At 66.4% G+C, this 23,921-nt stretch carries 22 protein-coding genes, 1 tRNA gene, 4 pseudogenes and 1 other annotated feature; of the genes and pseudogenes, 9 read left to right on the top strand and 18 right to left on the bottom strand.

The genetic code is table 11. From position 1 onward, the window contains the following. Positions 1 to 121: 121 nt before the first annotated feature. The 4 genes and pseudogenes from apaG to L7N97_RS25070 all read right to left on the bottom strand — a co-directional run bounded on the left by apaG (position 122) and on the right by L7N97_RS25070 (position 2,716). Positions 122 to 514 carry a Co2+/Mg2+ efflux protein ApaG gene (gene apaG, locus L7N97_RS25085; RefSeq protein ID WP_237481040.1) on the bottom strand — a complete coding sequence of 131 codons (393 nt, stop codon included), beginning with the start codon at positions 512 to 514 and terminating at the stop codon, positions 122 to 124. A gap of 54 nt (positions 515 to 568) precedes the next feature. Further along, positions 569 to 1,786 (bottom strand): O-succinylhomoserine sulfhydrylase, encoded by a 1,218-nt coding sequence (locus L7N97_RS25080; RefSeq protein WP_237481038.1) that lies wholly within the window; start codon positions 1,784 to 1,786, stop codon positions 569 to 571. 185 nt (positions 1,787 to 1,971) lie between these two features. After that, a pseudogene (locus L7N97_RS25075) lies at positions 1,972 to 2,331 on the bottom strand (response regulator); the annotation flags it as partial. 10 nt (positions 2,332 to 2,341) lie between these two features. Beyond that, positions 2,342 to 2,716 (bottom strand): sensor histidine kinase, encoded by a 375-nt coding sequence (locus tag L7N97_RS25070; RefSeq protein ID WP_237481036.1) that lies wholly within the window; start codon positions 2,714 to 2,716, stop codon positions 2,342 to 2,344. Between the two features lie 10 nt (positions 2,717 to 2,726). Here L7N97_RS25070 and L7N97_RS25065 point away from each other — a divergent pair, with 10 nt between their 5' ends. Both L7N97_RS25065 and L7N97_RS25060 read left to right on the top strand, forming a co-directional pair. After that, complete coding sequence (locus L7N97_RS25065; RefSeq protein WP_237481034.1) at positions 2,727 to 2,972, top strand: hypothetical protein; 246 nt, start codon at positions 2,727 to 2,729, stop codon at positions 2,970 to 2,972. A gap of 37 nt (positions 2,973 to 3,009) precedes the next feature. Next, on the top strand, positions 3,010 to 3,543 hold the full coding sequence (locus L7N97_RS25060; protein WP_237481033.1) for a tautomerase family protein: 534 nt from the start codon (positions 3,010 to 3,012) through the stop codon (positions 3,541 to 3,543). Between the two features lie 265 nt (positions 3,544 to 3,808). Here L7N97_RS25060 and L7N97_RS25055 read toward each other — a convergent pair whose 3' ends face one another. Further along, entirely contained in the window at positions 3,809 to 4,858 is a 1,050-nt protein-coding gene (locus L7N97_RS25055) for an IS110 family RNA-guided transposase (RefSeq protein WP_237477084.1), read from the bottom strand. 179 nt (positions 4,859 to 5,037) lie between these two features. Between L7N97_RS25055 and L7N97_RS25050 the strand changes: the two are divergent. Beyond that, positions 5,038 to 5,894: pseudogene (locus tag L7N97_RS25050) on the top strand (IS5 family transposase). Between the two features lie 119 nt (positions 5,895 to 6,013). Next, positions 6,014 to 7,063, top strand: a complete 1,050-nt coding sequence (locus L7N97_RS25045) for an IS110 family RNA-guided transposase (protein ID WP_237477084.1) — start codon at positions 6,014 to 6,016, stop codon at positions 7,061 to 7,063. Positions 7,064 to 7,328: 265 nt separating this feature from the next. On the opposite strand, the gene L7N97_RS25040 is transcribed toward L7N97_RS25045, so the two are convergent. From L7N97_RS25040 to L7N97_RS25025, 4 genes and pseudogenes are all read right to left on the bottom strand, one after another. Beyond that, positions 7,329 to 7,496 carry a hypothetical protein gene (locus tag L7N97_RS25040; protein WP_237481031.1) on the bottom strand — a complete coding sequence of 56 codons (168 nt, stop codon included), beginning with the start codon at positions 7,494 to 7,496 and terminating at the stop codon, positions 7,329 to 7,331. A gap of 312 nt (positions 7,497 to 7,808) precedes the next feature. Beyond that, positions 7,809 to 8,246 (bottom strand): annotated as a pseudogene (locus tag L7N97_RS30625) (IS5 family transposase); the annotation flags it as partial. Then, on the bottom strand, positions 8,162 to 8,578 hold the full coding sequence (locus L7N97_RS30620; RefSeq protein WP_237479109.1) for a transposase: 417 nt from the start codon (positions 8,576 to 8,578) through the stop codon (positions 8,162 to 8,164). The pseudogene L7N97_RS30625 and the gene L7N97_RS30620, both read right to left, overlap by 85 nt. Positions 8,579 to 8,668: 90 nt before the next feature. Then, positions 8,669 to 9,562: a tyrosine-type recombinase/integrase gene (locus L7N97_RS25025; RefSeq protein ID WP_237481028.1), complete on the bottom strand. Its 894-nt coding sequence runs from the start codon at positions 9,560 to 9,562 to the stop codon at positions 8,669 to 8,671. A 63-nt stretch (positions 9,563 to 9,625) separates the two neighbouring features. On the opposite strand from L7N97_RS25025, the gene L7N97_RS25020 reads away from it, so the two are divergent. Next, entirely contained in the window at positions 9,626 to 10,744 is a 1,119-nt protein-coding gene (locus tag L7N97_RS25020) for an ISAs1 family transposase (protein ID WP_237481026.1), read from the top strand. 92 nt (positions 10,745 to 10,836) lie between these two features. Here the strand turns inward: L7N97_RS25020 and L7N97_RS25015 are convergent. The 3 genes and pseudogenes from L7N97_RS25015 to L7N97_RS25005 form a co-directional block, all read right to left on the bottom strand. Continuing rightward, positions 10,837 to 12,058, bottom strand: a pseudogene (locus tag L7N97_RS25015) (IS3 family transposase). After that, positions 11,661 to 11,777: a sequence feature (AL1L pseudoknot), on the bottom strand. Its footprint overlaps the pseudogene before it by 117 nt. 18 nt (positions 12,059 to 12,076) lie before the next feature. After that, entirely contained in the window at positions 12,077 to 12,505 is a 429-nt protein-coding gene (locus L7N97_RS25010; RefSeq protein ID WP_237481024.1) for a DUF6538 domain-containing protein, read from the bottom strand. 121 nt (positions 12,506 to 12,626) lie between these two features. Next, a tRNA-Arg gene (locus L7N97_RS25005) sits at positions 12,627 to 12,709 on the bottom strand. A gap of 103 nt (positions 12,710 to 12,812) precedes the next feature. Here L7N97_RS25005 and L7N97_RS25000 point away from each other — a divergent pair. Beyond that, entirely contained in the window at positions 12,813 to 14,138 is a 1,326-nt protein-coding gene (locus L7N97_RS25000) for a site-specific integrase (protein ID WP_237481022.1), read from the top strand. A 976-nt stretch (positions 14,139 to 15,114) separates the two neighbouring features. Here L7N97_RS25000 and L7N97_RS24995 read toward each other — a convergent pair. Then, complete coding sequence (locus L7N97_RS24995) at positions 15,115 to 15,390, bottom strand: helix-turn-helix domain-containing protein (protein ID WP_237481020.1); 276 nt, start codon at positions 15,388 to 15,390, stop codon at positions 15,115 to 15,117. Positions 15,391 to 15,611: 221 nt separating this feature from the next. Between L7N97_RS24995 and L7N97_RS24990 the strand changes: the two genes are divergently transcribed. Continuing rightward, on the top strand, positions 15,612 to 15,848 hold the full coding sequence (locus L7N97_RS24990; RefSeq protein WP_237481018.1) for a DUF6894 family protein: 237 nt from the start codon (positions 15,612 to 15,614) through the stop codon (positions 15,846 to 15,848). Between the two features lie 253 nt (positions 15,849 to 16,101). Here the strand turns inward: L7N97_RS24990 and L7N97_RS24985 are convergent, their stop codons facing one another. Next, positions 16,102 to 16,353, bottom strand: coding sequence for a hypothetical protein (locus tag L7N97_RS24985; RefSeq protein WP_237481017.1), 252 nt, complete (start codon positions 16,351 to 16,353; stop codon positions 16,102 to 16,104). Between the two features lie 1,427 nt (positions 16,354 to 17,780). On the opposite strand from L7N97_RS24985, the gene L7N97_RS24980 reads away from it, so the two are divergent. After that, positions 17,781 to 18,023, top strand: a complete 243-nt coding sequence (locus L7N97_RS24980; protein WP_237481015.1) for a hypothetical protein — start codon at positions 17,781 to 17,783, stop codon at positions 18,021 to 18,023. Positions 18,024 to 18,670: 647 nt separating this feature from the next. On the opposite strand, the gene L7N97_RS24975 is transcribed toward L7N97_RS24980, so the two are convergent. Beyond that, positions 18,671 to 18,940, bottom strand: coding sequence for a hypothetical protein (locus tag L7N97_RS24975; protein ID WP_237481013.1), 270 nt, complete (start codon positions 18,938 to 18,940; stop codon positions 18,671 to 18,673). 307 nt (positions 18,941 to 19,247) lie between these two features. Between L7N97_RS24975 and L7N97_RS24970 the strand changes: the two genes are divergently transcribed. Then, entirely contained in the window at positions 19,248 to 20,180 is a 933-nt protein-coding gene (locus tag L7N97_RS24970) for a helix-turn-helix transcriptional regulator (protein ID WP_237481011.1), read from the top strand. Here the strand turns inward: L7N97_RS24970 and L7N97_RS24965 are convergent. The 3 genes from L7N97_RS24965 to istB form a co-directional block, all read right to left on the bottom strand. Next, positions 20,164 to 22,425 carry an Ig-like domain-containing protein gene (locus L7N97_RS24965; RefSeq protein WP_237481009.1) on the bottom strand — a complete coding sequence of 754 codons (2,262 nt, stop codon included), beginning with the start codon at positions 22,423 to 22,425 and terminating at the stop codon, positions 20,164 to 20,166. The genes L7N97_RS24970 and L7N97_RS24965 overlap by 17 nt on opposite strands. Positions 22,426 to 22,813: 388 nt before the next feature. Then, positions 22,814 to 23,053: an ADP-ribosylglycohydrolase family protein gene (locus tag L7N97_RS24960; RefSeq protein ID WP_255721742.1), complete on the bottom strand. Its 240-nt coding sequence runs from the start codon at positions 23,051 to 23,053 to the stop codon at positions 22,814 to 22,816. Between the two features lie 127 nt (positions 23,054 to 23,180). After that, the gene (istB, locus tag L7N97_RS24955; RefSeq protein ID WP_237478175.1) at positions 23,181 to 23,915 is read right to left on the bottom strand and encodes an IS21-like element helper ATPase IstB; all 735 of its coding nucleotides are present in this window, start codon (positions 23,913 to 23,915) and stop codon (positions 23,181 to 23,183) included. Positions 23,916 to 23,921: the final 6 nt, after the last annotated feature.

Here is a 23,921-nt window from a genome sequence, read left to right as displayed (position 1 = left end):
CGAGCGCAGCTAAGCGGTCCGGCCGTCGAGAGCTGCCACCGGTGTGCGCCGGGCGGGACGTGCGGTCTGGATCGCTTCGCTCCGCCTCGATGACGGCCGGGGCACCCGGGATCCGGCTCCATCAGTTCAGCACCCTCTTGGCCTGCGGGCAGTCGAGCGAGAAGGCCGGGATCTCGGCGTCGAAGGAGCCGCCCCGGTCGTCGACCATGCGGTAATGCCCCTCCATCACGCCCGACGAGGTCGTGAGCGGGCATCCCGAGGTGTAGCGGAAGGTTTCGCCGGGGTTCAGCACCGGCTGTTCCCCCACCACGCCGAGGCTGCTCACGGTCTCGACCTTGCCGGCGGCGTCGGTGATGATCCAGTGGCGCGCCACGAGCTGCACGGTGCGCCGCCCGAGATTGGCGACCTCGACCGTATAGGCCCACACGTAGCGGCCCTCGTCGGGCGCCGACTGGTCGGCGAGGTATTGCGGCATCACCGTGATCTGGATGTCGCGCGTGACGGCTGTGTACATGGTCGACCCCGGGGCAGGCGGGCTATCATGCCGCGCCCCGCCCCGGCCGTCACCTCATTCGGCGGCCCTGGCCAGCGGCGCGCCGCCGCTCGCCGCCGCGGCTCCGCGGCGCAGATCGTCGATCAGATCCTCGACGTCCTCGAGGCCGACGGACAGGCGCAGCATGCCCTCGGAGATGCCGAGGCCCTCGCGCACCTCCTGCGACAGGCGCTGGTGCGTCGTCGTAGCCGGGTGGGTGACGAGGCTCTTCGCGTCGCCGAGGTTGTTGGAGATGCCGATCACCTCCAGCGCGTTGGCGAAGCGGAAGGCGCCGGCCTTGCCGCCCGCGACCTCGAAGGCCACCAGCGTCGATCCGCCCTTCATCTGCCGCCGCGCCAGCGCGTATTGCGGGTGGTCGGGCCGGCCGGGGTAGAGCACCTTGGTGACGCCGGGCAGCTCCGCCAGGGCGTCGGCGACGCGGGCCGCCGCGGCGGTCTGGGCCGCCACCCGGACGCCGAGCGTCTCCAGCCCCTTCAGCAGCACCCAGGCGTTGAAGGGCGACATGGAGGGGCCGGTCTGGCGCAGGAGGTTGTGGACGTTCTTGTCGATGAAGGCCTTGCTGGCCAGGATGACGCCGCCGAGGCAGCGGCCCTGCCCGTCGATGTGCTTGGTCGCCGAATAGATCACGCAGTCGGCGCCGAGCTCGAGCGGGCTCTGCAGCATGGGGGTGGCGAAGACGTTGTCGATCACCAGCGTCGCGCCGCCCGCGTGGGCGATCTCCGCGACGGCGGCGATGTCGTAGATCTCCAGCGTCGGGTTGGTGGGCGATTCGAGGAACACCGTCACCGTGTTGGGCCGCAGGGCGGCGCGCCACTGGTCGAGGTCGGCGCCGTCGACCAGCGTGCAGTCGACGCCGAAGCGCGGCAGCAGGTCCTCGACGATGTAGCGGCAGGAGCCGAACAGGGCCTTGGCGGCGACGACGTGGTCGCCCGCCTTGACCTGCCCCATCATGGCCGCTGTGACGGCCGCCATGCCGGAGGCGGTGGCGCGCGCATCCTCGGCGCCCTCCAGCAGCGCCATGCGCTCCTCGAACATCCGCACGGTGGGGTTGGAGAAGCGCGCGTAGATGAAGCCGGGGTCGTCGCCCTTGAAGCGCGCCTCGGCGGCCTCGGCCGTGTCGTAGATGAAGCCCTGCGTCAGGAACAACGCCTCCGAGGTCTCGCCGAAGGGCGTGCGCAGCGTGCCGCCGTGGACGAGGCGGGTGGCGGGGTGGAGGGACTTCCGGTCGGTCATGGCGGGCTCGATGGGTTGCGTGGGGAGAGTTCTACGCCTCCCGGCCGGTGAGGCAAGGGGCGCGGACTGAAAAAAAGAACGCTGCGTTCGTTTTGGCGAAGCATGGGTGCTGGCCCGGACGGCTCCCTGCCCTCGCAGCCGGAGGAACCTCGACAGAGCCTTTCCGTCGGCGGGCACGCGTGCCGGAGTTCACGGAGGTCGCAGGGCTCGGTGAGGTGGTCGTCGGCGCCCCTCTCCAGCCCAACCGCGCGGTCGACGGGGCTGGCCGTCGCGGTGAGCAGGATGACGGGCACGGCGCTGGTGCCCTTCACGAAGCGCACCAGCGACAGGCCGTCCTCGTCCGGCATGTTGAGGTCGAGCAGCACGAGGTCGGGCGGGCGCTCGGCCATCAGGCCGCGCAGCGCCGCGCCGCCGTCGAGCGCCGACACGTCGAAGCCCTGCAGGGCCAGGTAGTCGCCCACCATGGCGCGCGTCGCGGCCTCGTCGTCCACCACGGCGACGTGCCGCCCGCCCTTGGCCTCCGTGCCTCTCGCCTCGGCGTCCATGCCGTTCTCCTCACGCCGTCGCGGGCAGTCGCAGCACGAAGCTCGTGCCGCGGCCCGGGCCGTCAGACTCCGCCAGGAGCGCGCCGCCGTGGAGGTCGACGATCCGCTTGGCGCTGAACAGCCCGAGGCCGGTCGAGCTTTCGCCGCCCATCGGCTTGGCCGACAGCCGCTGGAAGCGGCCGAACATTCGCCCGAAGTCCTCCGGCCTGAGGCCGGAGCCCCGATCGGTGACGCGGAGCGCAACGCCGTCGCCGTCCCGCGCCGCCTCGGTGACGATCTCCGCCCCGAGGGGGCTGTACTTCACCGCGTTGCTGACGATGTTGTCGAGCGCGTCGCGCAGGCGCTCGGGATCAAAGCGCGTCGGCAGGACGTCGGGGGCCCGCACCGCGATGGGCGTGCACGCGGCCCGGGTCGGGGATCCCGGCGCTCTGCGCGGCGCGCTGGAGGTCTCCTTCGCGCACCTCGGCCCGGCGCTGGTCGACGTGGTGACGAACCGGGCCGAGCTGACCATGCCGCCGAAGATCACCGTGAAGAAGGCGGTCGGCTTCAGCCTGTGGGTCGTCAAGGCGGTGCTGAACGAGCGCGGCGACGAGGTGATCGACTTCGCCCGCACCAACACGCTGTCGAGCTTCCTCCGTTGAGGTAGGACGCCTGCGACGGCAGGAGCCTCGCAAGCCGTTGACCCGGATCGACCTACCTGCCGGTCGCTCGCCCGAGTACCGCGCCGCCTTCGGCGACGCCGTGCAGCACGCCCTGTATGAGGCGCTCGGCGTGCCGATGGCCGAGCGCTTCCAGGTCATCGCCGAGCACGGGCCGAGCGGCCTGGTGATCGATCCCGGCTACCTCGACGTGGCGCGCTCGGCCGAGGCGGTGAGCATCCAGGTGTCCCTCAACCACGGGCGGGATGCCGAGAACGAGCGCCGTTTCTTCGCGGCGCTGGCCGACGCATTCCACGCTGCGGTAGGCCTCCGTCGAGAGGACGTGGTGGTCAACCTCGTCGAGGTCGGCCGCGAGGACTGGTCTTTCGGAGACGCCGAGACCCATCTCGCGTGGGCCGAAACGTCCCTCCCTCAAGCGCTTCCAACAGGAGCTCGGAACGATGATCCGCTGCGTACGCATCTGGACCGGAGACGACGGGAACTCCGCCTTCGAGGAAGGCACGATCGACCTGCCGAAGGGCGAGCGCGGCGACGTTCTGAGAGCCTTCTCTGATTGGGGCTCTGGAGGTCAAGCGCTCCTGTCAGGTTTTTTGTCCCGTTCCCGCGGGTCACACGCTTCTCTTCGCGGTCGGCGTTTCGCCGCCGCATGATGGGGTCAGTCCGGCTCGGTCCCTCGATCTGTTTCACGACCTCGCGACGTCGCCGCGGGCTCAAGACTCTCAACGAGGTGGCCTTACCGATCGTCCCCACGGGAACGGTCCACATCACCCTTTCAGGTGAAGCTCGTGCGGGTGGCGGCCCGCGGTGTCCTCCGAGCGTCAGGCAACTACGGTGGCGGGCGCGGTGGTCGGCCCGGTGCCGAACCGAAAGTCGGTACCGTCGCTCCACATCCGGTGCAGGACCACGGCCAGCTTTCGGGCTACGGCAACGCGCGCCCGCGCCATGCCGCGATGCTTGGCGATCGTCATGCCCCAGGCCCGCAGGCTGGACCATTTCTGGCTGCGCACGAGCAACGCGTTAGCGGCCTCGTACAGGGCCGTTCGCGCCAGTTCGTCGCCGCATCGGCTGATCTTGCCCTGAATGTCGGTCTCGCCCGACTGGTAGCGCGAGGGCGTCAGGCCGAGATGGGCACCGACGTCGCGCGAATGGCCGAACCGATCGGGTCGGTCGATCGTGGCGCGAAACGCCAGGGCGGTGATCGGGCCGACGCCGGGTGCGCTCATCAGCCGCCGACAGATCTTTTCCTCGCGCACGATCTTCAGCACCTGTTTTGTCAATCGGGCGAGCTGCTGGATCATCGTCGACAGTACAGTGAGCAACGGCTCCACCATCGCCAGCAACGCTGTGTCGTCCGAGCAGAGTTCGCGCACACGCTTGTCGAAGGCCGCCCGGCTCGGCGTGCCGACCTTCAGCCCGGCTTCCCGAAGCATGGCCCGAACGACGTTCTCGATCGACCGCATCTCGTTCAGCACCGTGCGGCGTGCGACCAGCAGCGAGCGCCACAGCCGGCACTGCTGCGACTTGACGTGCACCTGCCGGAACCAGCCGGTGCGCATGATCTGCGCCAGGGCACGCGCGTCGTTGCGGTCGGTCTTGTTGGGCATGGTCTTCATGGCGGCGTTGGCCTGCCGTGTCTCGATGCAGACCGCCGCCAGCCCCGCCGCGCGCAGGCCCTCGTGCAGCCAAGCCGTCAACGAGCAGGCTTCGAGGCCGATCCGCTCGATCGGCAGCTTCAAGCCCTGCAGGGCCGCAACCAGCGGCCCTGGCGCGCTCGCGGCGCGCAGCTCCTTCACGATCCGACCCGCGTCATCGACCACGCAGATCGCGGTCTCTTCCAGGGACACGTCCAGTCCGGCATAGTACGTCATGGTTGCTCCTGTCGCGATGCTTGTGGCCGCTCGACACGGACCACGTTGAACCATCCGGGCAGGAGCAGCCACCGTTGGGCCTGGGCTGGAGCCCCAATCACCCCATCTGACCCAAAAGGATGGATGACGTCGTCCTGGTTGTGTGATTCAGAGCCGGCGAGCGAGCGGGCAGGATCACCATGTGGACCGACGAGCAACGAAAAACCTACAGGCGCCTGGGTGGCGGCTTTCCGAGCGATGTCACGGATGCGGAGTGGGCCGTGCTGGGGCCGCTGATCCCGGATGCCACTCCGGGTGGCAGGCCCCGCAAGACCGACATGCGGTCGGCGATGAACGCGCTCCTGTTTCTGCTGCGAACCGGCTGCCCGTGGCGCTATCTGCCGCGGGATGGCTTTCCTCCGCGTTCGACGGTGTACAACATCTTCCGCAAGTTTCAGGCTGACGGCACGTGGCATGCGATCTGGGACCAGCTTTACCCGATGCTGCGGGAGCGCGAGGACCGTGAAGGTTCCCCTTCCGCCGGCATCATCGACAGCCAGACGATCAAGTCGGCCGAAAAAGGGGCTGTAAAGCCGAGAAACAGACCGCCGACGCAGCCGACGCGGTGGGTTACGAGCCTGGAAAGAAGGTGAAAGGTCGCAAGATCCACGCGCTCGTCGACACACTGGGTTTGCCGATCCGCCTCGTCGTCCACTCGGCAGGCGTTCAGGACCGCGACGGCGCGGCGCTTCTGTTCGACAAGATCAAGCTCCGGTTTCCGTGGCTGGAATGTGTATTCGCCGACGCGGGCTATAATGCGCAACAGACCTATGAGGCGGCAGCGAGCAATGGGCTGCGGCTGGAGGTGGTCCGCCGCAATCCCAAGGCGGTCGGCTTCGAGGTGATCAAGCGCCGGTGGGTTGTGGAGCGGACCTTCTCCTGGCTCGGGCGGAACCGGCGCCTGGCCAAGGATTTCGAAAACCTCGCCTCGACCCTGCTCGCCTTCGTCACCCTCGCTGCCATCCAGTTCGGCATCCGGCGACTCGCGCGATCGTAGGCTTTTGGGTCAGATGGGGTGATTGGGGCTCCAGCCCAGGCCCAACGGTGGCTGCTCCTGCCCGGATGGTTCAACGTGGTCCGTGTCGAGCGGCCACAAGCATCGCGACAGGAGCAACCATGACGTACTATGCCGGACTGGACGTGTCCCTGGAAGAGACCGCGATCTGCGTGGTCGATGACGCGGGTCGGATCGTGAAGGAGCTGCGCGCCGCGAGCGCGCCAGGGCCGCTGGTTGCGGCCCTGCAGGGCTTGAAGCTGCCGATCGAGCGGATCGGCCTCGAAGCCTGCTCGTTGACGGCTTGGCTGCACGAGGGCCTGCGCGCGGCGGGGCTGGCGGCGGTCTGCATCGAGACACGGCAGGCCAACGCCGCCATGAAGACCATGCCCAACAAGACCGACCGCAACGACGCGCGTGCCCTGGCGCAGATCATGCGCACCGGCTGGTTCCGGCAGGTGCACGTCAAGTCGCAGCAGTGCCGGCTGTGGCGCTCGCTGCTGGTCGCACGCCGCACGGTGCTGAACGAGATGCGGTCGATCGAGAACGTCGTTCGGGCCATGCTTCGGGAAGCCGGGCTGAAGGTCGGCACGCCGAGCCGGGCGGCCTTCGACAAGCGTGTGCGCGAACTCTGCTCGGACGACACAGCGTTGCTGGCGATGGTGGAGCCGTTGCTCACTGTACTGTCGACGATGATCCAGCAGCTCGCCCGATTGACAAAACAGGTGCTGAAGATCGTGCGCGAGGAAAAGATCTGTCGGCGGCTGATGAGCGCACCCGGCGTCGGCCCGATCACCGCCCTGGCGTTTCGCGCCACGATCGACCGACCCGATCGGTTCGGCCATTCGCGCGACGTCGGTGCCCATCTCGGCCTGACGCCCTCGCGCTACCAGTCGGGCGAGACCGACATTCAGGGCAAGATCAGCCGATGCGGCGACGAACTGGCGCGAACGGCCCTGTACGAGGCCGCTAACGCGCTGCTCGTGCGCAGCCAGAAATGGTCCAGCCTGCGGGCCTGGGGCATGACGATCGCCAAGCATCGCGGCATGGCGCGGGCGCGCGTTGCCGTAGCCCGAAAGCTGGCCGTGGTCCTGCACCGGATGTGGAGCGACGGTACCGACTTTCGGTTCGGCACCGGGCCGACCACCGCGCCCGCCACCGTAGTTGCCTGACGCTCGGAGGACACCGCGGGCCGCCACCCGCACGAGCTTCACCTGAAAGGGTGATGTGGACCGTTCCCGTGGGGACGATCGGTAAGGCCACCTCGTTGAGAGTCTTGAGCCCGCGGCGACGTCGCGAGGTCGTGAAACAGATCGAGGGACCGAGCCGGACTGACCCCATCATGCGGCGGCGAAACGCCGACCGCGAAGAGAAGCGTGTGACCCGCGGGAACGGGACAAAAAACCTGACAGGAGCGCTTGACCTCCAGAGCCCCAATCAGAGAAGGCTCTCATAGGCGTCCACCAGCGCCAGGACGGCATCCACCAGGGCTCGGGCCTCATCGGTAACGGGCGAGTCTGCCAGCCGCGCGTAGATCGGCTTGATGATGGATGGAGCGTCGACAGCCAGGTGGTCCGGGAAGGATTGTGTCTCGATTGTGGTCATTGATTGGGATGCAGAGGTCGAATCAAGGCAGTAAGCCGTTCGGTCCAAGGCGAGATTTTCCTATCGGTGTAGATGGTTAGGATGGGACCGAAGCGCCCACGACACCTCGGATACCGAACGGGTGCCTGGGGCCTCGGGGCTGTTGTGAGAGGGCAATGGGGATGCCGTCCAATGACCGCCTGCGAGCGGTGAGAGCCGCCAATAGGCTCCGCAGGAGTTCAGGAAGCCCTCTCCGGGGAAATGACCACCTTGACCATGTGCTCCCGGAGCGTCTTCAGCGAGTGGCCGCTTCCGTACCGCTCGCCAACGGACTTAGGCGGTGTGGACGAATTTGACCAAGCACAGTCCTGCGGCGAAAGCGACGATGGATCGGAAGTTTCTTGCGGTCTTCTCGCATCGGAGGGCGACGCGCTTGAAGCGCTTCAGCCGACCGATGCCCTGCTCGATGCGGGCCCGGGCCTTGTAAAGGGTGCGAGCGAAGAAGGCCGGCTTGTTCTTCTCGTTCGCTTTGTGGGGGATCACAGGGGCGATACCGCGCGTCCTCGCGGCGTCTCGGTTGGCTTTGCTGGCATAGCCCTTGTCGCAGATCACGGCACGGGGCTGAAGATCGGGGCCGATGTCGAGCAGGGTTTCGAAGTGTTGCCCGTCGGAAGCTTCACCGCCGGTCAGATCAAAGGCGATGATGTCGCCGGAAGCGTCGGACTTGGCATGGATCTTCGTGGTGAAGCCGCCGCGAGAGCGACCGAGGGCTTGTCCGTGCTGCCCCCTTTTGCGCCGGCTGCCGACACATGGGCGCGCACGATAGTCGAGTCGAACATCTGAACGAGATGAGCGGTGTCGCTCATCGACGCGAGCGTGTCGAAGAAGGCTTCGAACACGCCGGCCTGGCTTAACCGATCAAACCGCTTCCACACGCTGTTCCACAAACCGAAGCGCTCGGGCAAAGCGCGCCAGCGAACATTTTCGACGCTGAAAAAATGAAGCGCTTCAAGAAAAAGCCGATCATCTGTTGCCTTCCGTCCCCGCCGGGGAAGGCAGGCGCGGAACACCGCGAGTGTATGCGTCCAGTCTTGCTCCGTCATTCGCGTCGACATCGATCTCACCCCCCGAATGCCTCGGGGCATGAGAATCAGACCTGAGCCAGCAAGGGAATCCCCAAAAGCGTTGCTGCTCTAAATTCGTCCACACGGCCTAGTGCCGTGGCCGTCGATGGCGTCTCGAATGTCCTCCGGGATGCCAGCCTCCCGCATCCGGTCCCGCATGGCGTGCCGGAAACTGTGGGTGGTGCCCTCCACTCCGGGAAGCGTCTTCATCCACTTATTCAGAGTGGCGGAGGCGTGATTGCCCTTGACCTTCCCGTCCGTTGCGTAGCGGGGGAACAACCACTCACCGTGGTCCTTCACCTTCGCAGCTTCAGCCATGGCCCGAGTGGTGCCCCAAAGCGCTTCGCCCACCAGGGGGACACGCCGAGCACTCACTTCCGTCTTCACGCGCCTGCCAAGGGCACGGTTCGCGCGAATGATGATGTGGGGGATGGTATCGGTGAGGAACACGTCCTCCCGCCGTAGGCCCACGATTTCGCTGAGCCGCGCCCCGGTGTCGAGTTGGATGGACAGGATGTGGCGGCGGTCGTCGTCAGACTTCCGACAAGCGACCATAAGGGTCCGCAGTTCCTCAAGGCTGAAGGGGAGGCGGGGCGTGGCGTCGATGCCATCTCGGGCGATGATGATGCCCTCGAACGGGTTGACCATGGTGAGGGAGTGTTCCCGCTTGGCCATGTTGAAGACGGCCGACAGGACCCGGAGGCGCCGCCGAACGGTCGCGGTCTTGTTGCCCTTCGCGGTCATTGCGTCCCGGTAGCAGTTCGCTTGGTCGCGCGTGTAGCTGGGCAACGGGCGGTCACCGGCCAGCGCCATGAAGGCATCCACCGGCAGATTGGTGTCCCGCTGGAAGCGCTCCTCCCCACCTTCCTTGTGCAGCCGGAAGTACGTCGCGCGGGCATCCGTGAGGGTGATTTCCTCCGGGGCCTCGCCATCGCGGTAGAGGCGTTCCCAGGGGAATCGCATTTGAAGTTCTGGGGTAGCGTGGTGGTGCCTTGAGTGGTTTGAGATGGCCGATGGAGGCCGTTGATGAACTTTGTGATCTCGATGCTTCGGGACGTTCCCGACCCGCGCACCGGCAACGCGACGCGTCACAGCCTTCTCGACGTGCTGACGATCGCGCTCGTGGCGTCGATCTGCGGCTGCGAAAGCTGCGTCGATTTCGCTGACTTTGCCGAGGCCCGAGAAGATCTTTTCCGCGAGTTTCTGGAGCTGAGCAACGGTCTGCCGAGCCACGACACGTTCTCGCGGCTATTCCGTCTGCTCGACCCTGAAGCTTTGTCGCGCTGTTTTGGACGTTTTCTGGACCATGTCGGCACAGACGGGTCAGGCGTGCTGGCCGTGGACGGCAAAACGCTGCGACGTTCCTTTGACCGGGCGGCCGGCGCCTCTCCGCTGCACGTCGTCACGGCCTTTGCGGCCGACGCGCGGCTCGTGCTGGGTCATCGCGCGATGGCGGCGGGCGAGAACGAGATCGTGGCGGCCCGCGCCCTTCTGGGCTGCCTGGATCTCGGCGGCACGCTGGTGACAGCCGACGCGATCCACTGCCAGCGCGACACGGCCGCGGCCGTGCTGGAGCGGGGCGGCGACTATCTGTTCTCGCTCAAGGCCAACAGCCCCGCCATGTTGGCCGATGTCGAAGCCTTCTTTGCCGCGCCCGACACGCGGAACGCGCTGAACTGGCACAAGACGGTGGATGCCGACCACGGACGCATCGAGCGGCGGCGTCACGCGACCACGCAGGATGTGTCCTGGCTGTTTTCCGACCGGCGCTATGCGGGCGAACCCGCCATGCCGGGCCTGACCACCGTCGCCGTGGTGGACAGCACTGTGGAACGCGACAGACAGACGAGCCGCTCGCGACGCTACTATCTGTCCTCGGCGTGCCTTGCGCCCGAGCGTTTCGCCGCTGCCGTACGGGCGCATTGGAGCATCGAGAACAGCCAGCACTGGGTGCTGGACACGACCTTCGACGAGGACCGCGCACGCAACCGCAAGGACAACGGCCCGGAAAATCTCGCCGTGCTGCGTCGCTTGGCCCTCAACGTCCTGCGCACGGCGAGGCCGGACATCTCGATCAAGCGTAAACGCAAAAGGGCCGGATGGTCCGACGCCTTCGCACGATCCATCCTCGCCCAAATACGATAGCCCTGGAGGCGTTCCACCTCCCGGTTGACAAGCGTGAGGAACTTGCGCCGGTGAACCGCCCCGGGTTTCTCGGAGGCTGATTGGCTTGGAATTTACGCCGCCATCGGGGGGGCCTCAAGCGCGGCGTAGAAGGCTGCTTCGGCTTCGGCCGGCGGAACGTTGCCGATCGGCTCGAGCAGCCTGCGGTGATTGTACCAGTCGACCCACTCAAGTGTGGCATATTCGACGGCCTCGAACGACCGCCATGGACCCCGCCGATGGATCACCTCGGCCTTGAACAGGCCGTTGATGGTTTCAGCGAGGGCGTTGTCGTAACTGTCTCCTATGCTGCCGACAGAGGGTTCGATGCCGGCTTCGGCAAGTCGTTCTGTGTATTTTATGCTGACGTATTGTACTCCACGGTCAGAGTGATGAATGAGAGCGCCGACAGGTCGGCGCTGGTGTAGGGCCTGCTCCAGGGCGTCCAGCACGAAGCTGGTCTGAGCGGAGCGCGAAGCTCGCCAGCCAACAATGCGGCGGGCGAACACGTCGATGACAAAAGCCACATAGACGAACCCGGACCAGGTCGCGACATAGGTGAAGTCCGACACCCACAGCGCGTTGGGACGAGGGCCTTGAACTGCCGGTTCACCCGGTCGAGCGGGCAAGCCGCCGAGGGATCCGGCACTGTGGTGCGGGCCTTTCTTCCCCTCACAACCCCTTGCAGCCCCAAGACACGCATCAGGCGCGCCACCGTGCAGCGGGCGACGCGGATGCCCTCGCGGTCGAGTTGCCGCCAGATCTTCCGCACCCCGTAGACGCCGAAGTTCTCGTCGAACACGCGGCGGATCTCGACCATCAGCGTCGCATCGCTCCTGGCCCGCGCCGATCGCTTGGTGGGGTCGGCCTGCCGGGCCGCGTGCGCGTGGTACGTCGACGGGGCGATCGGCAACACTTTGCAGATCGGCTCGACCCCATGAGCATCCCGATGCTCGTCGATGAAGGCTTTCATGTCCGTGAGCGGCGGTCGAGCTCCGCCATGGCAAAATACGCGCTCGCCTTGCGCAGGATCTCATTCGCCTGCCGCAGCTCGCGGACTTCGCGTTCCAGCGCCTTGATGCGCTCGCGCTCGTCCGATGCAGGGCCAAGCCTCGCGGCTTTGCTGCTCTCTGCTTCCTTGATCCAATTGCGCAGGGTTTCCCCCGAACAGCCGATCTTGGACGCGATCGAACGAATGGCCGCGTGCCGCGAGCTGTGCTCGCCTTGATGCTCCTGCACCATCCGGACCGCGCGCTCGCGGACCTCGGGAGAAAACGGGGGTGTGCGCTTCGTCATGGCTCCAGTCTCGCAAGATCAGGAGCCTCCGGGAAACCCGGGGCGGTTCACGGCCCCGTCGCCGTCTTGGTGCCGGGCTTCCTGGAAGGCGCGCCCATGCTCCCGCTCAAATGACTCGAGGACGGTCCACCACCCATCCGAGCCATCACGCCCCCCGCCCGGCTGAAGCCCGAGGGCAATCAACTGCGCCTTTGCCGCATCCCTCACTTGCTGGGGCGTGTAGGTGCCGCTGACGACCTCGGGGGACCGCAGGGAGGCCCAAAGGGCTTCATGCTCGGCCGTGAGCTTGGAGGCGCGCGGGGCGGCTTCCTGAGAGTCCCTGGTCTTCAAGCTGAAATCGAGATGGGTCTTCCCGCCCTGATTCCCTTCAAGCCCCTTCGGGACCCGCATCCGCCAGTGAAAAACCCCGCTCTTCCCGCGGACGACGTTCCGATTGGTGATGGTCATGCCGCCCGCTTTGAGCACGACAACGGACATTGTGATACCCCGCTTGATACCGCAGGGGTTTTCAGTGGTCCGCGAGGAGCATCTAAGGGGCTGTAAACACAGCAGAAATGCCACAAGAAGGTGGCGCACCCGTCAGGATTCGAACCTGAGACCTCTGCCTTCGGAGGGCAAACGCCTGACCTGCCATGGGCTGCCACGAGATGCCGGCACCGCGGTAAAACAACGACTTACGTTGCCTCCGGTTGCCAATAGATGCCACAGATATCATCTCGCGCGGTAGCCCCGTGGTAGCCCGAGGAGATGGGACATGGCCGTCAAGCTGACCCTGCAATCGGTCAAGACCGCCGAGGCCAAGCCGGCCCGGTACATCGTGTGGGACACCGCGACGAAGGGCTTCGGCCTGCGCGTGAACGTTGACGGGTCGAAGACCTACATCCTCAAGTACGCCTTCGAGGGGCGCCAGAAGTGGCACACGATCGGCAAGCACGGCTCGCCGTGGACCCCCGAGACGGCACGGAAGGAAGCGCTGGACGTCCTCGGCCTAGTCCGGAGCGGGATCGACCCGGCGGACGCCGCACGCGAGCGGAAGGCGGCGGGGGTCACCGTGTCCGACCTCTGCGATCAGTACCTCGCCGCGGCGCGGGCGGGTCGTACGCTGACCAAGTTCGACGTGCCCAAGAAGGCCAGCACGCTCGCCACCGACGAGGGGCGCATCCGCCGGCACATCAAGCCGCTGCTCGGCAAGAAGCTCGTCCGCAAGCTCACCGGGAAGGACGTCGAGGACTTCCTCCACGCGGTCGCGGCGGGCAAGACCGCGGTCGACGAAAAGACGGGCAAGCACGGCCGCGCCATCGTGGAGGGGGGTAAGGGCACCGCGACACGGACCGTCGGGCTCCTGGGCGGGATTTTGACCTTCGCCATGAAGGAGGGGCTCCGGTCGGACAACCCCGTCAAGGGCGTCCAGCGTTTCAAGGATGGCAAGAACACCCGCTTCCTGTCCGGGCAGGAGTTGGAGCGGCTCGGGGGAGCGTTCGAGGCGAGCCACGCGGATTGGGACCAGTTCGAGGCGATGCACGCCGACTGGATCGCCGCCGGACGGAAAGGGGCGTCACCGCGCCCGCCAGATGCGGCGAGCCCGACCGCTCTGGCGGCGATCAAGCTCCTCCTCTTCACCGGCGCCCGCAGGTCGGAGATCCTCGGCCTGGAGTGGGCGCACGTCGACCTCGACCGAGGTTACCTCCACCTCCCGGACAGCAAGACCGGAGCCAAGGACATCCCACTCGGCGAGCCGGCCGTGGACCTCCTCCGCGCGGTGCCGAGGCTGAACGGCTCGCCTTTCGTCTTCCCCGCTACACGCGGCGACGGCTCCTACAAGGGCCTGCCGAAGGCGTGGGCGAAGCTATACGCCCGCGCCGGCCTAACCAAGACGCGGATCCACGACCTCCGGCACTCGTTCGCGAGCGTGGGGGCGTCGACCGGCAGCAGCCTGCTCATGATCGGTTTCCTCCTCGGCCACAAAGACCCCAAGACGACCCAACGATACGCCCACGTCGCCCACGACCCGGCGAAGGCGGCGGCCGAAAACGTGGCACGATCGATCGTCGCTCAGATGAAAAGATCCGGAGCGGAGTAAAGCAGATAGATGGTTAATCCGAGTAAGTCCGCCGTATGACCGGTCCACGAAGCCGAGGTCTACTGCAAGATGACGTGTCTCCGACCTTGCGGGACGGGTCGAGATCGGCGAGGATGCTGCTGCCCGGTTGGCTTTCGAAGCCGCGTCCCGGACGAAGAGGTCCATCCGGCCCGCCGCGCCCTTGTTGGGAGGCGCGTGGTGGCGAGGATGGGGAGGACCGTCCTCGCATGAACCGCCCCCCCGGGGCTGGTCGCGGGGCGGGCCATCGCCGGATGGACCTCAAATCACCCTCGGATGATCTCGATACGGGGCCACGGCCTCGACCGATCGGGGCAAGCCTTGCCACGACCGATGGCGCCGCGTCCGGACGGATATAGGCCGTGATCGCGTGTTCTGAGCGATGAAGCGACGGGGGCGGATTTTCCGACCGGCGGCTTGCTCATTTTGCTCATTTAATCGCGCACGAGGGAAAGCCGCCCATGAAGGCGATGTGGCCCCGTGTGGCCCGGGATCCGGCGCTGTCCGGCCTGCGGCCGACATGATGGACCGCCACACTTGTGGCCGAGACGGCTTGGGGTCGGTCACCCCGCACCCTGGGGCGGGGTCGTGTGCCCGATCGGGCCCTCATCCGACAGATTGAGGCCGGGTGGTGGCCCATCCGATCCAGCCCATGTCCGACACCGTGCCGGTGGCCTCCACGAAGCCGTGGCCGTCGGCACACAGATAGCGGGATGGCTTCCCGACCGTGGGGTGACCGATGGGTGGTGGCTGGCTTCGACGAAGCCGTGATGGTCGCCTCACAGGCAAATGGAGGGGCCTTCCGATGCCTGGGGGGGTCGATACCCACCCGGGCGTGCACCCGGTCCACGGTGCCCCCGATGGCCCCTGGGACCTATGTCGTGACCCGCCTCACGTCGCCTCGGATGCTTCTCCCCCATGAATGGTGATGGTGGTCCGTGGCCGGCGGCGCGGCGGATCACATGAACCGGGAAAAGGCAGAGGCTCGGGGGCGGGCGTGAGGGTCGAAGCGCAAGCCGATCGTTCCCCCCTCGATCGCTTCGAACGTGATGCCGTGGTCCTCGAACGCCCCGCGGATGGCTTCGGCCTTCTTGGATGAAGGTCGGGGCTGTGCGGCGTCCTCGAAGCGCTTGACCGTCGACACAGACAGGCCGGCGGCTCTGGCGAGGTCCATCATGCTCCATCCGAGCATGCCCCGGGCGCCGCGGATCTGGGCGGGGACGATCGACGACACGGCTTCCATCCTCAGGCAGGTTGCGGACACCCGGAGGTTACGACCGTCTGCATGCAAAGCTGCAACACCGTGATGGAATAAGGTTCACGGCGCCGGGCGCGGGCGTTTCGGACTGGTATGAAATGTCGCACTATGGGAGTGTAACCCGCCGCCGTCTCCACCCCGAGGCACTCGACGGTTGGGGGAGGTTCGCGCCCTCGCCGGTACGGCGGGAGGCAGGTATGCCGAGATTTTTCTTCGACATTACTGGTAGCCACGGCTTGCACCGCGACGAGGTCGGCGACGACCTCGACAGCTTCCATGAAGCCCGGGAGCTTTGCCAGACCATCCTTCCAGATATCGCCCGGGATGAACTGCCCGACGGCGAGCAGCGCACGGTCGCCTGCGATGTCCGCGACGCGATGGATCGGACCGTCTACCGCGGCAAGCTGACGTTCGAAGGCACGCGGGACCCGTAGCCGGGCGGCGCGGCCGGCGCATGAAGCGGTCGATCCTCTACTCGCCGCAGATGCCGACGGTCTGGGTCTCCCCATGAACACATCGGCGGTGAGGGCCTGAGACCTCACCCTCGCTCACCTCACGTGACGCGTGCACTCCGTACCAGCTTCCACGAGGATCATGGCGATCCGATCGGGGGAGATCTCTCCAGTAACTTTTCGACGGGCGACGGTGACCAACCGGACGAGCTGGACCTCATAGCCGGTCGAAAGATCACTGGGCGACGCTGGGCGTGACCTGCTCTTGGCTGCGGCGAAGGGCGGCGGCGTTGTTGTGGGTGCGGTAGTAGTGCGAGGCGCCCGAGCCGGCCGCACAACCCGCGGCAGCGCCGGCGATGCCGTGGTGGACGGCGTGACCAGCGATGCCGCCCACTATGGCGCCGGTGATGCAGCCCCGCGCCTCGGCGGCGGTGGAGACGGCGGCGAGCGAGCCGGCGAGCACGGCGACAGCGATGAGCGAACGCATGAGAACCTCCACACCCTGGGATGTCTTCCAACTCCTCAGCTCCGCCCCGGTTGCGTTGCGTCCGACCCTGTCCCGGGCGGTGCGGCCGTCGCATGAAGCGGCGACAGATAGGCGCTCAAGGGCCGCAAATGGAGGGAAAGACGTGCAGATGTGGAGGAAGCCCCGGCGTAACCCCCTGCGGGATATGAAGATCTCCAGCCGGAAAACCATTTGAGAGTCGGGCCGTGGTCGCCGGGGCTGTCCAACCCCATCCGGGATGCCTGCACGAAGCCGGGCTCGGGGCGGCGCCGGTCGCGGTGAGGGTGGTCAGATAGTCTGGATCGAGGGACGGGCCGGATCCGGTGCCGGGGCTCCTCCGGTCCACCGCGAGGGCGGCGGCTCGGGGAGGGCAGCAGCGGAAGGCATAGCCAAATGGGGTGGGAAGGGAGGGGCAGGGGGATCCCGGGCGGTCCCCGGGCAGGGCCGGCGGCAGCGGGCGGCTCCCGGCTCCGCTCCCGGCGGGTCCGGCGGCGGGGCGGCTCCCTCTCGGGGGCCGGTCTCCGGCTCTCCCCTTCTCCGGCTCCCCATCTCGGGGTGGGGCGACGCTGCTCGCCGCCCCTTCCCCACTGAAATCTGAGAAAGGGATGAGCAGATCACCCCGGCGCTCCCAGAGTTTCGGGGCCGATTTTCACCGCAAAAGCGGTAGGAAGAGCGGGTTCGGCATGGCGTCGGAGCCCTTCGACAGCCCAGACTCAGCCCTCGAACGCGATTTCTGGCGCGGCGTCGCGCCGCACCATGCCGTCGATCGCCGCCGGCCGATCCCCCAGTGAGAGGCCGCCTCGGCCCGGATGTCCAACGCGATCCGCTCGCACACCTCCGCGAGAGGCTCACCGGCGAGGGCGATGGCGGCTGCGAGGCGGCGGAGAAGGTCCGCGTTGGCCCGGATGGTCTCGGCGGACTGGATGCTCGGCACGGCGACGAGGCTCCTCGGGCTGTCGGATGGGTTCGGCACCCGGGGCGGGGCCGTGGGCCGACAGGCGGCGGTGGAGGGCAGGCCCGGCCGAAGGCGGGTCAGTGAAATATCCCTGCCGCGGTCAGCACGGCGCACGTGGGTTACGGATCTCAAACTGTCTTCATGAAATCCTCTTCTTCGCGTCGATCCCCTCACCCTGACGCATGCCGGATTCCTGTTCAAACGCATGCAGTTGCAAAGCACGAGGTTCTGCACGGGGCTCCTCGAACAACTGAACCTCGTGCTGGACCTCGTGCTGCATGTCGGTGACCGGAGCAGAGCGGGTTGGCTCGGCGCGGACAGCCTTGAGACTCTGTCGAACGGTGGCCAGAGGAGGTGAACATCTAGCCCGCTATCGGCCGACGACATGGGCGTGGTGTCACCGCCCCATGCGGCCGGCGAAGGTCCCCGTCGGGTTGCCCACGGTCGATTCCTGTTGAACAACGTGGTGTTCATGATAGCGAGGAGCGGCATCATGGGGCTCTCGCCGAAGCCGTCCATCCGACCGCCAGCATCACCGGACCCGCCACCGGTACAGCGACAGAAGCCCCCGCAACTGGACGAGGACTCGCCGGACGAGTCGCCACCCCCGGACGATGAAGAGCCGCCTGACGAGTCGCCGCCGGATGGAGAAGGGGCCGAGGCCGCGTTCATGGACGCCGAGGTCTTGGCCGTCTAGGCGGGGACGTCGGCAGGCTGCTCGACCGATGAAGCGGGCGGCGGGGCATTATATGCAGACCGCATCCCGGGATCGGCGGGCGCGGCGTCGTACGCGGACCGCATGCTCGGGTCGGCCTTGGCGCCGGGCACCTGGGCGTGGCCGGGGCGTCGTACGCGGACCGCATGCCCGGGTCCCAACCGGTGCTGACCCTGTCCGCCGGGTTCGAGCCGGTGGGCACCTGGGACGATGAAGCCGCCGCAGCTCCGGCGTTGGCGGGGGCTGCGGGACCGCCCTGGGGGTTGTTGGTCGCGGCGGCCTTGGGCGAGTCGACGGCCGGCGGGAGGCCGCCCAGCGTCCCACCCGCGACGGGCTGCGCCCCGGCGTAGTTCTTGGCGTTCGGGTTCAACGGGTTCATGTCGCCGAGCGGCTGGCCGTCCCTGCCGTTCACCGAGCGATAGTTGTCCGCGTCCGCCTCGCCGCCCCGCCGGTCGCCGACCTTGATCGTGGCCTGATGGGCGGCCCATCCACTGCTGCTGGACCTTGATGCCGGTGACCTTGCCGTCCCGGTCGCGCTCGTATTCAGCGAGCGCGGCTGCGTGCGTGGTCCCCGCCCCGAGCTTTCCATGGCTCGCGGCGATGACGTCCCGCGCGTGGACCCCGACGCCCTAGCCGCCGTCGTACCTGTCGCTCTGGTTGCCGTGCCGGTCCATGAAGGTGGCGATGGGCGTGCCGATCGGCATCGAGCCGTCGCTGACCTTCCCGCCCGCCCGCCAATCGCGGAAGCCCTCCTTGATCCCGGCCGCCTGCCAGGCGAGGCCGACATACTCGACGGACCTCATTGAGGGGTTGAGGTTCTGGATCCTGTGGGCGAGCTGGTCCGTGGTCTCGCCGGTCCGTGCCGTCGGGACGTTTGGGCTGGCTGGCGCCGGCTTCATGTTAAGAATCGACGCCGAACATGCACATGTTGAATTTAGCGGGAGACTACACGATGAGCTTATCTCTAAGTTGACGAGACCATCGCTTCGTGCGTCAAAGTGTCCTGCCATCGGGGTCGGACGTGCGGAGGCTTGAATGGAGAGTCAGGACTTGGCGGACCTTTTCTACGAAGCCGCTTTGGCGCCCGACCTCTGGCCCCGAGCATTGTCGCTCTTGGCTCGACGCTTCGATGGCCCTTGCGCGGTTCTCATCGCAAGAGGGCCAGATGGTGTACGGTGGGCCACTTCAACCGGTGATGATCACTACGTGCGCGATTACCTCCACGAGGGGTGGGAAGCTCGCAGCGACAAAATTCCACGTGCCGTGAAGCTTAATCCAAAGGCGTTCATCACCGGCGAGGATATCTACACTCCCGAAGAATTACTGACTGATCCCGCATTGGAAGGCTTTTATTTGCCACGGGGCATCGGGGCTGAATTCGCGACATTGTTCGACATGCCGACCGGAGACCTCATGGTTGTTTCAGTCCAGCGTCGGTTCGGATCGCCCGCTCAAGATGCCCGCTCGCTCGCCACCGCAGAGGCGCTGCGACCACACCTCGCCCGGGCCGCTCTGATTTCCGCAAGGCTCGGCCTGGATCGTTCCCGAGGTGCGGTGGAGTCGCTCGCCGCGCTCGGCATCCCCGCCGGCTCCCTCTCGGCCCGTGGTCGCGTGATCGTCGGCAACGAACTCCTGGCAGCACTCACCCCCGGAACGGTGAGGGAGGTTCGTGGGCGCCTGACGTTCGTCGATCGGGACGGCGACGCCGCCTTAGTGCGGGCGCTCGAAGAGATGCGCGCAGGGTCTGGAGTCGCGGCGGGATGTTCCATACCCATCGCCGCTCCTCACGGTGGCACCCCGTCCGTGGCGCACCTTCTTCCGGTGACGGGGGAAGGGCGCGAGGTTTTCGTCGGCGCGGCATGCTTGGTGCTGATCACGCGCGCATCCCCGCTCTCATTCCCGGATGGGCGCCTGCTTGTCTCGTTGTTCGGCCTGACACCTGCGGAGGCGCGTGTCGCGAGGTCGACCGTGACCCTCGGTGGCGTGCCCGCCGTCGCGGAGGCTCTGGACCTTTCCCGCGAGACCGTCCGCTCTCAACTTCGGGCGGTGCTAGGAAAGACCGGGGTCTCGTCCCAACAGGGCCTCACGACCCTGCTGGCGTCGTTGGCGGTGGGTTCGCCTATCAGGCGTGGAACTTAAAGTCCGAACGGGAGAGGTCACCCACGGCCACGTTAGTCAGAGTGAGCTTGTCGCCGTGATTACCCGTGATCACGGTGTCCATTCCCACTTGGGACGCGCTTGCGAGCACATCGGCGAAGGACGAGAATTCTGATCGCGAGAACGACAAGGTGTCATGGGCGTCACCCTTCGCGAGAAAGTTTGTCACCACATCCTGCGCCAGCCCCCGCTGAAAGACGAAAGTATCGCCCCCGCCGATTCCGGTCAGAGTCCTCTCGCCGCCGGACGCCACGCGCTGGATCTCGGTCTGGTTGCCGTCCGAGTCATAGATGTCTGAGTAGGACTTCAGTCCCTTCGCTCCCACCGCGCTGCCGGCCACGTGGTCGACCTCAAAACCACCGTCGTCGAGCTGCTTGAACGTTGACTGGTCCTTGACCGAACCGTTCCGGTTGAAGTCAGTCGTGCCGAGATATGTGTTGCCACCATCGGCGTAATAGTCGGCCGAAGCGCTGCCCTTCTTGCCGGGTAGGCGAAGGTCGATAAGGCTCGATGTTTGTCCTGAAAGGTTCCCCGCTGCGTCGGTCGCGGTCGCCACAATATCCCCATGGTGTCCGGCCTTGAGCGTCGCAGTGCCAGTCCACTTTCCGGAGGCATCCGTCGTCACCGGGGTGCCGATGGAACTGCCATTCTCCGACAAGCTCACCGACGAAGGGCCATTTAGATCACTCGCGGTTCCGGTGAACGTCACCGTCCTCGGTCCGGTCAGCGTCACTTTCGGATCGAAGGTCGGCGCTGTCGGGGTGGTGTCGACTGTCAGCGTAGAATTGCCCGTGGTGCCCACTCCAGGGTTTCCCGCCGCGTCCGTCGCCTCAGCGTGAAACGGTCCATAGATCCCATCGGGGAGTTGCACGGTCGCTTGGTAACTTCCGTCTCCCTGTATTATGCCGGGCGCGATTGGTGTCTTGGAAGTACCCGAATAAAACTCGACCCCCGCGACGCCGATGTTGTCGGTCGCATTGACTGATAAGGTGATGGACTTGCTGCCCGTCAATCCGGAAGCGCCCGATGGGACCGGCGTGGCGGTGACTGTGACAGCCCCGACGACCGGCGGAGTTGTGTCGGCTGCCGCGGAAGCCGCACCCGAGGCCGCGATTACTTCCGGGAGCCCTGATATTCCTCCGGTCAGCGATCCCGCCGCGCTGGTATAGATTTGTGTGGCATCGTCGGAGGTGAATGCTTGTCCCGCCGTGCGAGTCCCGTTACCGAAGGCCGTCGTGGATCCAGAGGTGCTCGTGCCTCCCTGGCCGGGAGCTCCAGACGCGTCCCGCGAGAGCAGGGTGACCTTCGGAGCCGCGCCAGTCAAGTCGGCCACGTAGACCTGAGTGCCGCCGGTGCCGCCGTTAAGATTGGTCGCCGTGCTAGTAAATTCGACGTACTTGCCATCGGCCGAGATGATAGGGTTCGAATTAATCCCGGTCGCCGCTGTGCCGTCGGGGGCGAGGGAGACCAGGATCGGGTCGCCGCTCCCGTTCCGTTTCACGTAGATTTCTGACTGCCCATTGCGGCTGTTGACGAACGCCACGGTGCCCCCGTCAGTTGAGATCGAGGCTTGACCGTTGTCGCCTGCGAGCGCGGTACGTCCGTCGGCCATCGACGAGGCGAGGGTCAATGAAGTCCCGCCAGATGCCACATCCTTGATGTAGACCTCGTCATTTCCGCCGGAAGCAAATCCGAGATTGGTAGCCCTGGACTCGAAGGCTGCCCTGTCGTGGGCGGCGTCGGAGATCGAGTCGAGGTATGCGGCGGCATTTGCCGCCCCTTGCGATCCGACGGAGATGACGGTGGTGGCGCCTGTCGCCATGTCCCTCTGGACGGCCTGCGCGACCGGGGATCCGGTCACGCTCGTGGATTCGCTTGTGAACGCGACGATGGGCGCGCCGCTTCCGGCTGAGGCGATCGCGGCGCCGTACTGGTTCCCGTCCATCGCGGTGCCCGTCACCTTGGAGACCAGTTGCGTCGTCCCGGTCTGTGTGTCGCGTAGATATACCTCGTTGTGCCCATTGACCGGGTCCGTCGTGAAACCGGTGGAGCGGGTGTCAAATACGACGTAACGACCGTCGGATGACAGTGTCACGCCGTTGACCGCAGCATTAGCGGCGTCGCCTCCTGTCGAACGCGACGCGAGAAACGGAACTGACCCGTCCGCGGTCGACGTCACGTAGGCCTGTCGTACCCCGTTGCTGTCGTATGCTTCGAAGGCGGCCAACTTGCCATCGGCCGAGATGGATGGGTCTGAGGCCAACCGCGCCGCTTGGCCCGCGGTGTCGTGAGAGATGATGGTCATTGTTCGTCCCGTCGTCCCGTCGTCCCGCGGGGTCCTCGGGTCGGTGGTGATCCATACGACCGGCCCCCACCGATCGGCGACGTTGGTCGCGGGGACAAGCTAAGAAGGACCGCTTGGGGCGGTCTTCACCCGATTGGGTGAAGACCGATGAAGAATAAGCATTTCCATATGCGAAGCCCGACGCGCTCAGATCGCTGAGGGCGCGCAGCTCCGGCCCACTCCCTGGTGCCCGGGGCTGCGCACATCGATGAAGATGATTCCTGTCTGGGCACTCGATCTACTGAGCGGTTTGGTGGAACTCAGCGAAAGGTCACGACTCGCCGAGATGGACCTCGCTGGACACCCTCACGAGGCTCATCGCTGTAGCCGCGATCCTGTTCCGCCACGCGAGGGGTTCGAGCCATCTTTTCGGGATGGCCGACGCGCCCCACTTGGCTCCCGCAAGCGCCCCGGCCACGGCCCCCACGCTATCGGCATCACCCCCGAGCGAAACGGCAGACACGAGGGCCTTTTCGAACGTCCCCGAGCCCTCGACGGCCCACGGTGTCAATCGGCGTTGAAATTTGACCCCCTATCGGCGTCCAATGTTGACCCCCTTGCTGCAATCTGAGGCGGTAGCGGCCGCCCGGCGAAGCGGGTCAGGGTTGCGCAGCCGGGCGGCTGCGGTGGCGTGATGCTCAGGCCGAGGCGCGGTTTTTGAAGCGCCAACTCTCGTTGCCGGTCTCGACGATCTCGCAATGGTGGGTGAGCCGGTCCAGCAGTGCGGTCGTCATCTTGGCATCGCCGAACACGTTCGGCCATTCACCGAAGGCCAGGTTGGTCGTCACGATGACGGAGGTCTGCTCGTAGAGGCGGCTGATGAGATGGAAGAGGAGTTGCCCGCCAGACTGGGCAAAGGGCAGATAGCCGAGTTCGTCGAGCACGATGAAGTCCATGCGCGACAGGTAGTCGGCCATGCGGCCGTGGCGGCCGGCGCGGCCTTCGGCTTCGAGCCGGTTCACGAGGTCGACGACGTTGAAATAGCGGCCACGGGCGCCGTTGCGGATGCAGGCTCGGGCGATCCCGATGGCGAGGTGAGTCTTGCCGGTCCCGGTGCCGCCCACCAGGACAGCGTTGCGCTGGTGAGCAAGGAACTCGCCGCCGGCGAGATCGCGCACCAGCATCTCGTTGATGAGCGTGCCTTCGAACCGGAAATCCTCGATGTCCTTGGCTAAAGGCAGCTTGGAGATGGTGATCTGATACTTGATCGAGCGCGCCTGTTTCTCGGCGATCTCGGCCTGCAGCAGATCACCGACGATGCGTTGCGGCTCGTGCTGGCGCTTCAACGCCGTGGTGATGATCTCGTCGTAGCCGGCCTTCATGCCGTAAAGCTTCAGGTCCACCATCGTGGCCAGGATTTCGGAACGTTCCATCACATG

This window comes from Lichenibacterium dinghuense (assembly GCF_021730615.1).
Taxonomy (GTDB): domain Bacteria; phylum Pseudomonadota; class Alphaproteobacteria; order Rhizobiales; family Beijerinckiaceae; genus Lichenihabitans; species Lichenihabitans dinghuensis.
The sequence above is the reverse complement of the archived record's forward strand: the minus strand, read 5'-3'. Positions and strand labels throughout refer to the sequence as shown.

What these genes read in the sequence shown, in the direction of transcription:
- apaG (WP_237481040.1), bottom strand. Translation starts at nt 514, where the DNA reads ATGTACACAGCCGTCACGCGCGACATCCAGATCACGGTGATGCCGCAA.
- L7N97_RS25080 (WP_237481038.1), bottom strand. Translation starts at nt 1,786, where the DNA reads ATGACCGACCGGAAGTCCCTCCACCCCGCCACCCGCCTCGTCCACGGC.
- L7N97_RS25055 (WP_237477084.1), bottom strand. Translation starts at nt 4,858, where the DNA reads ATGACGTACTATGCCGGACTGGACGTGTCCCTGGAAGAGACCGCGATC.
- L7N97_RS25045 (WP_237477084.1), top strand. Translation starts at nt 6,014, where the DNA reads ATGACGTACTATGCCGGACTGGACGTGTCCCTGGAAGAGACCGCGATC.
- L7N97_RS25040 (WP_237481031.1), bottom strand. Translation starts at nt 7,496, where the DNA reads ATGACCACAATCGAGACACAATCCTTCCCGGACCACCTGGCTGTCGAC.
- L7N97_RS30620 (WP_237479109.1), bottom strand. Translation starts at nt 8,578, where the DNA reads ATGACGGAGCAAGACTGGACGCATACACTCGCGGTGTTCCGCGCCTGC.
- L7N97_RS25025 (WP_237481028.1), bottom strand. Translation starts at nt 9,562, where the DNA reads ATGCGATTCCCCTGGGAACGCCTCTACCGCGATGGCGAGGCCCCGGAG.
- L7N97_RS25020 (WP_237481026.1), top strand. Translation starts at nt 9,626, where the DNA reads ATGAACTTTGTGATCTCGATGCTTCGGGACGTTCCCGACCCGCGCACC.
- L7N97_RS25010 (WP_237481024.1), bottom strand. Translation starts at nt 12,505, where the DNA reads ATGACCATCACCAATCGGAACGTCGTCCGCGGGAAGAGCGGGGTTTTT.
- L7N97_RS25000 (WP_237481022.1), top strand. Translation starts at nt 12,813, where the DNA reads ATGGCCGTCAAGCTGACCCTGCAATCGGTCAAGACCGCCGAGGCCAAG.
- L7N97_RS24990 (WP_237481018.1), top strand. Translation starts at nt 15,612, where the DNA reads ATGCCGAGATTTTTCTTCGACATTACTGGTAGCCACGGCTTGCACCGC.
- L7N97_RS24985 (WP_237481017.1), bottom strand. Translation starts at nt 16,353, where the DNA reads ATGCGTTCGCTCATCGCTGTCGCCGTGCTCGCCGGCTCGCTCGCCGCC.
- L7N97_RS24975 (WP_237481013.1), bottom strand. Translation starts at nt 18,940, where the DNA reads ATGAAGCCGGCGCCAGCCAGCCCAAACGTCCCGACGGCACGGACCGGC.
- istB (WP_237478175.1), bottom strand. Translation starts at nt 23,915, where the DNA reads ATGGAACGTTCCGAAATCCTGGCCACGATGGTGGACCTGAAGCTTTAC.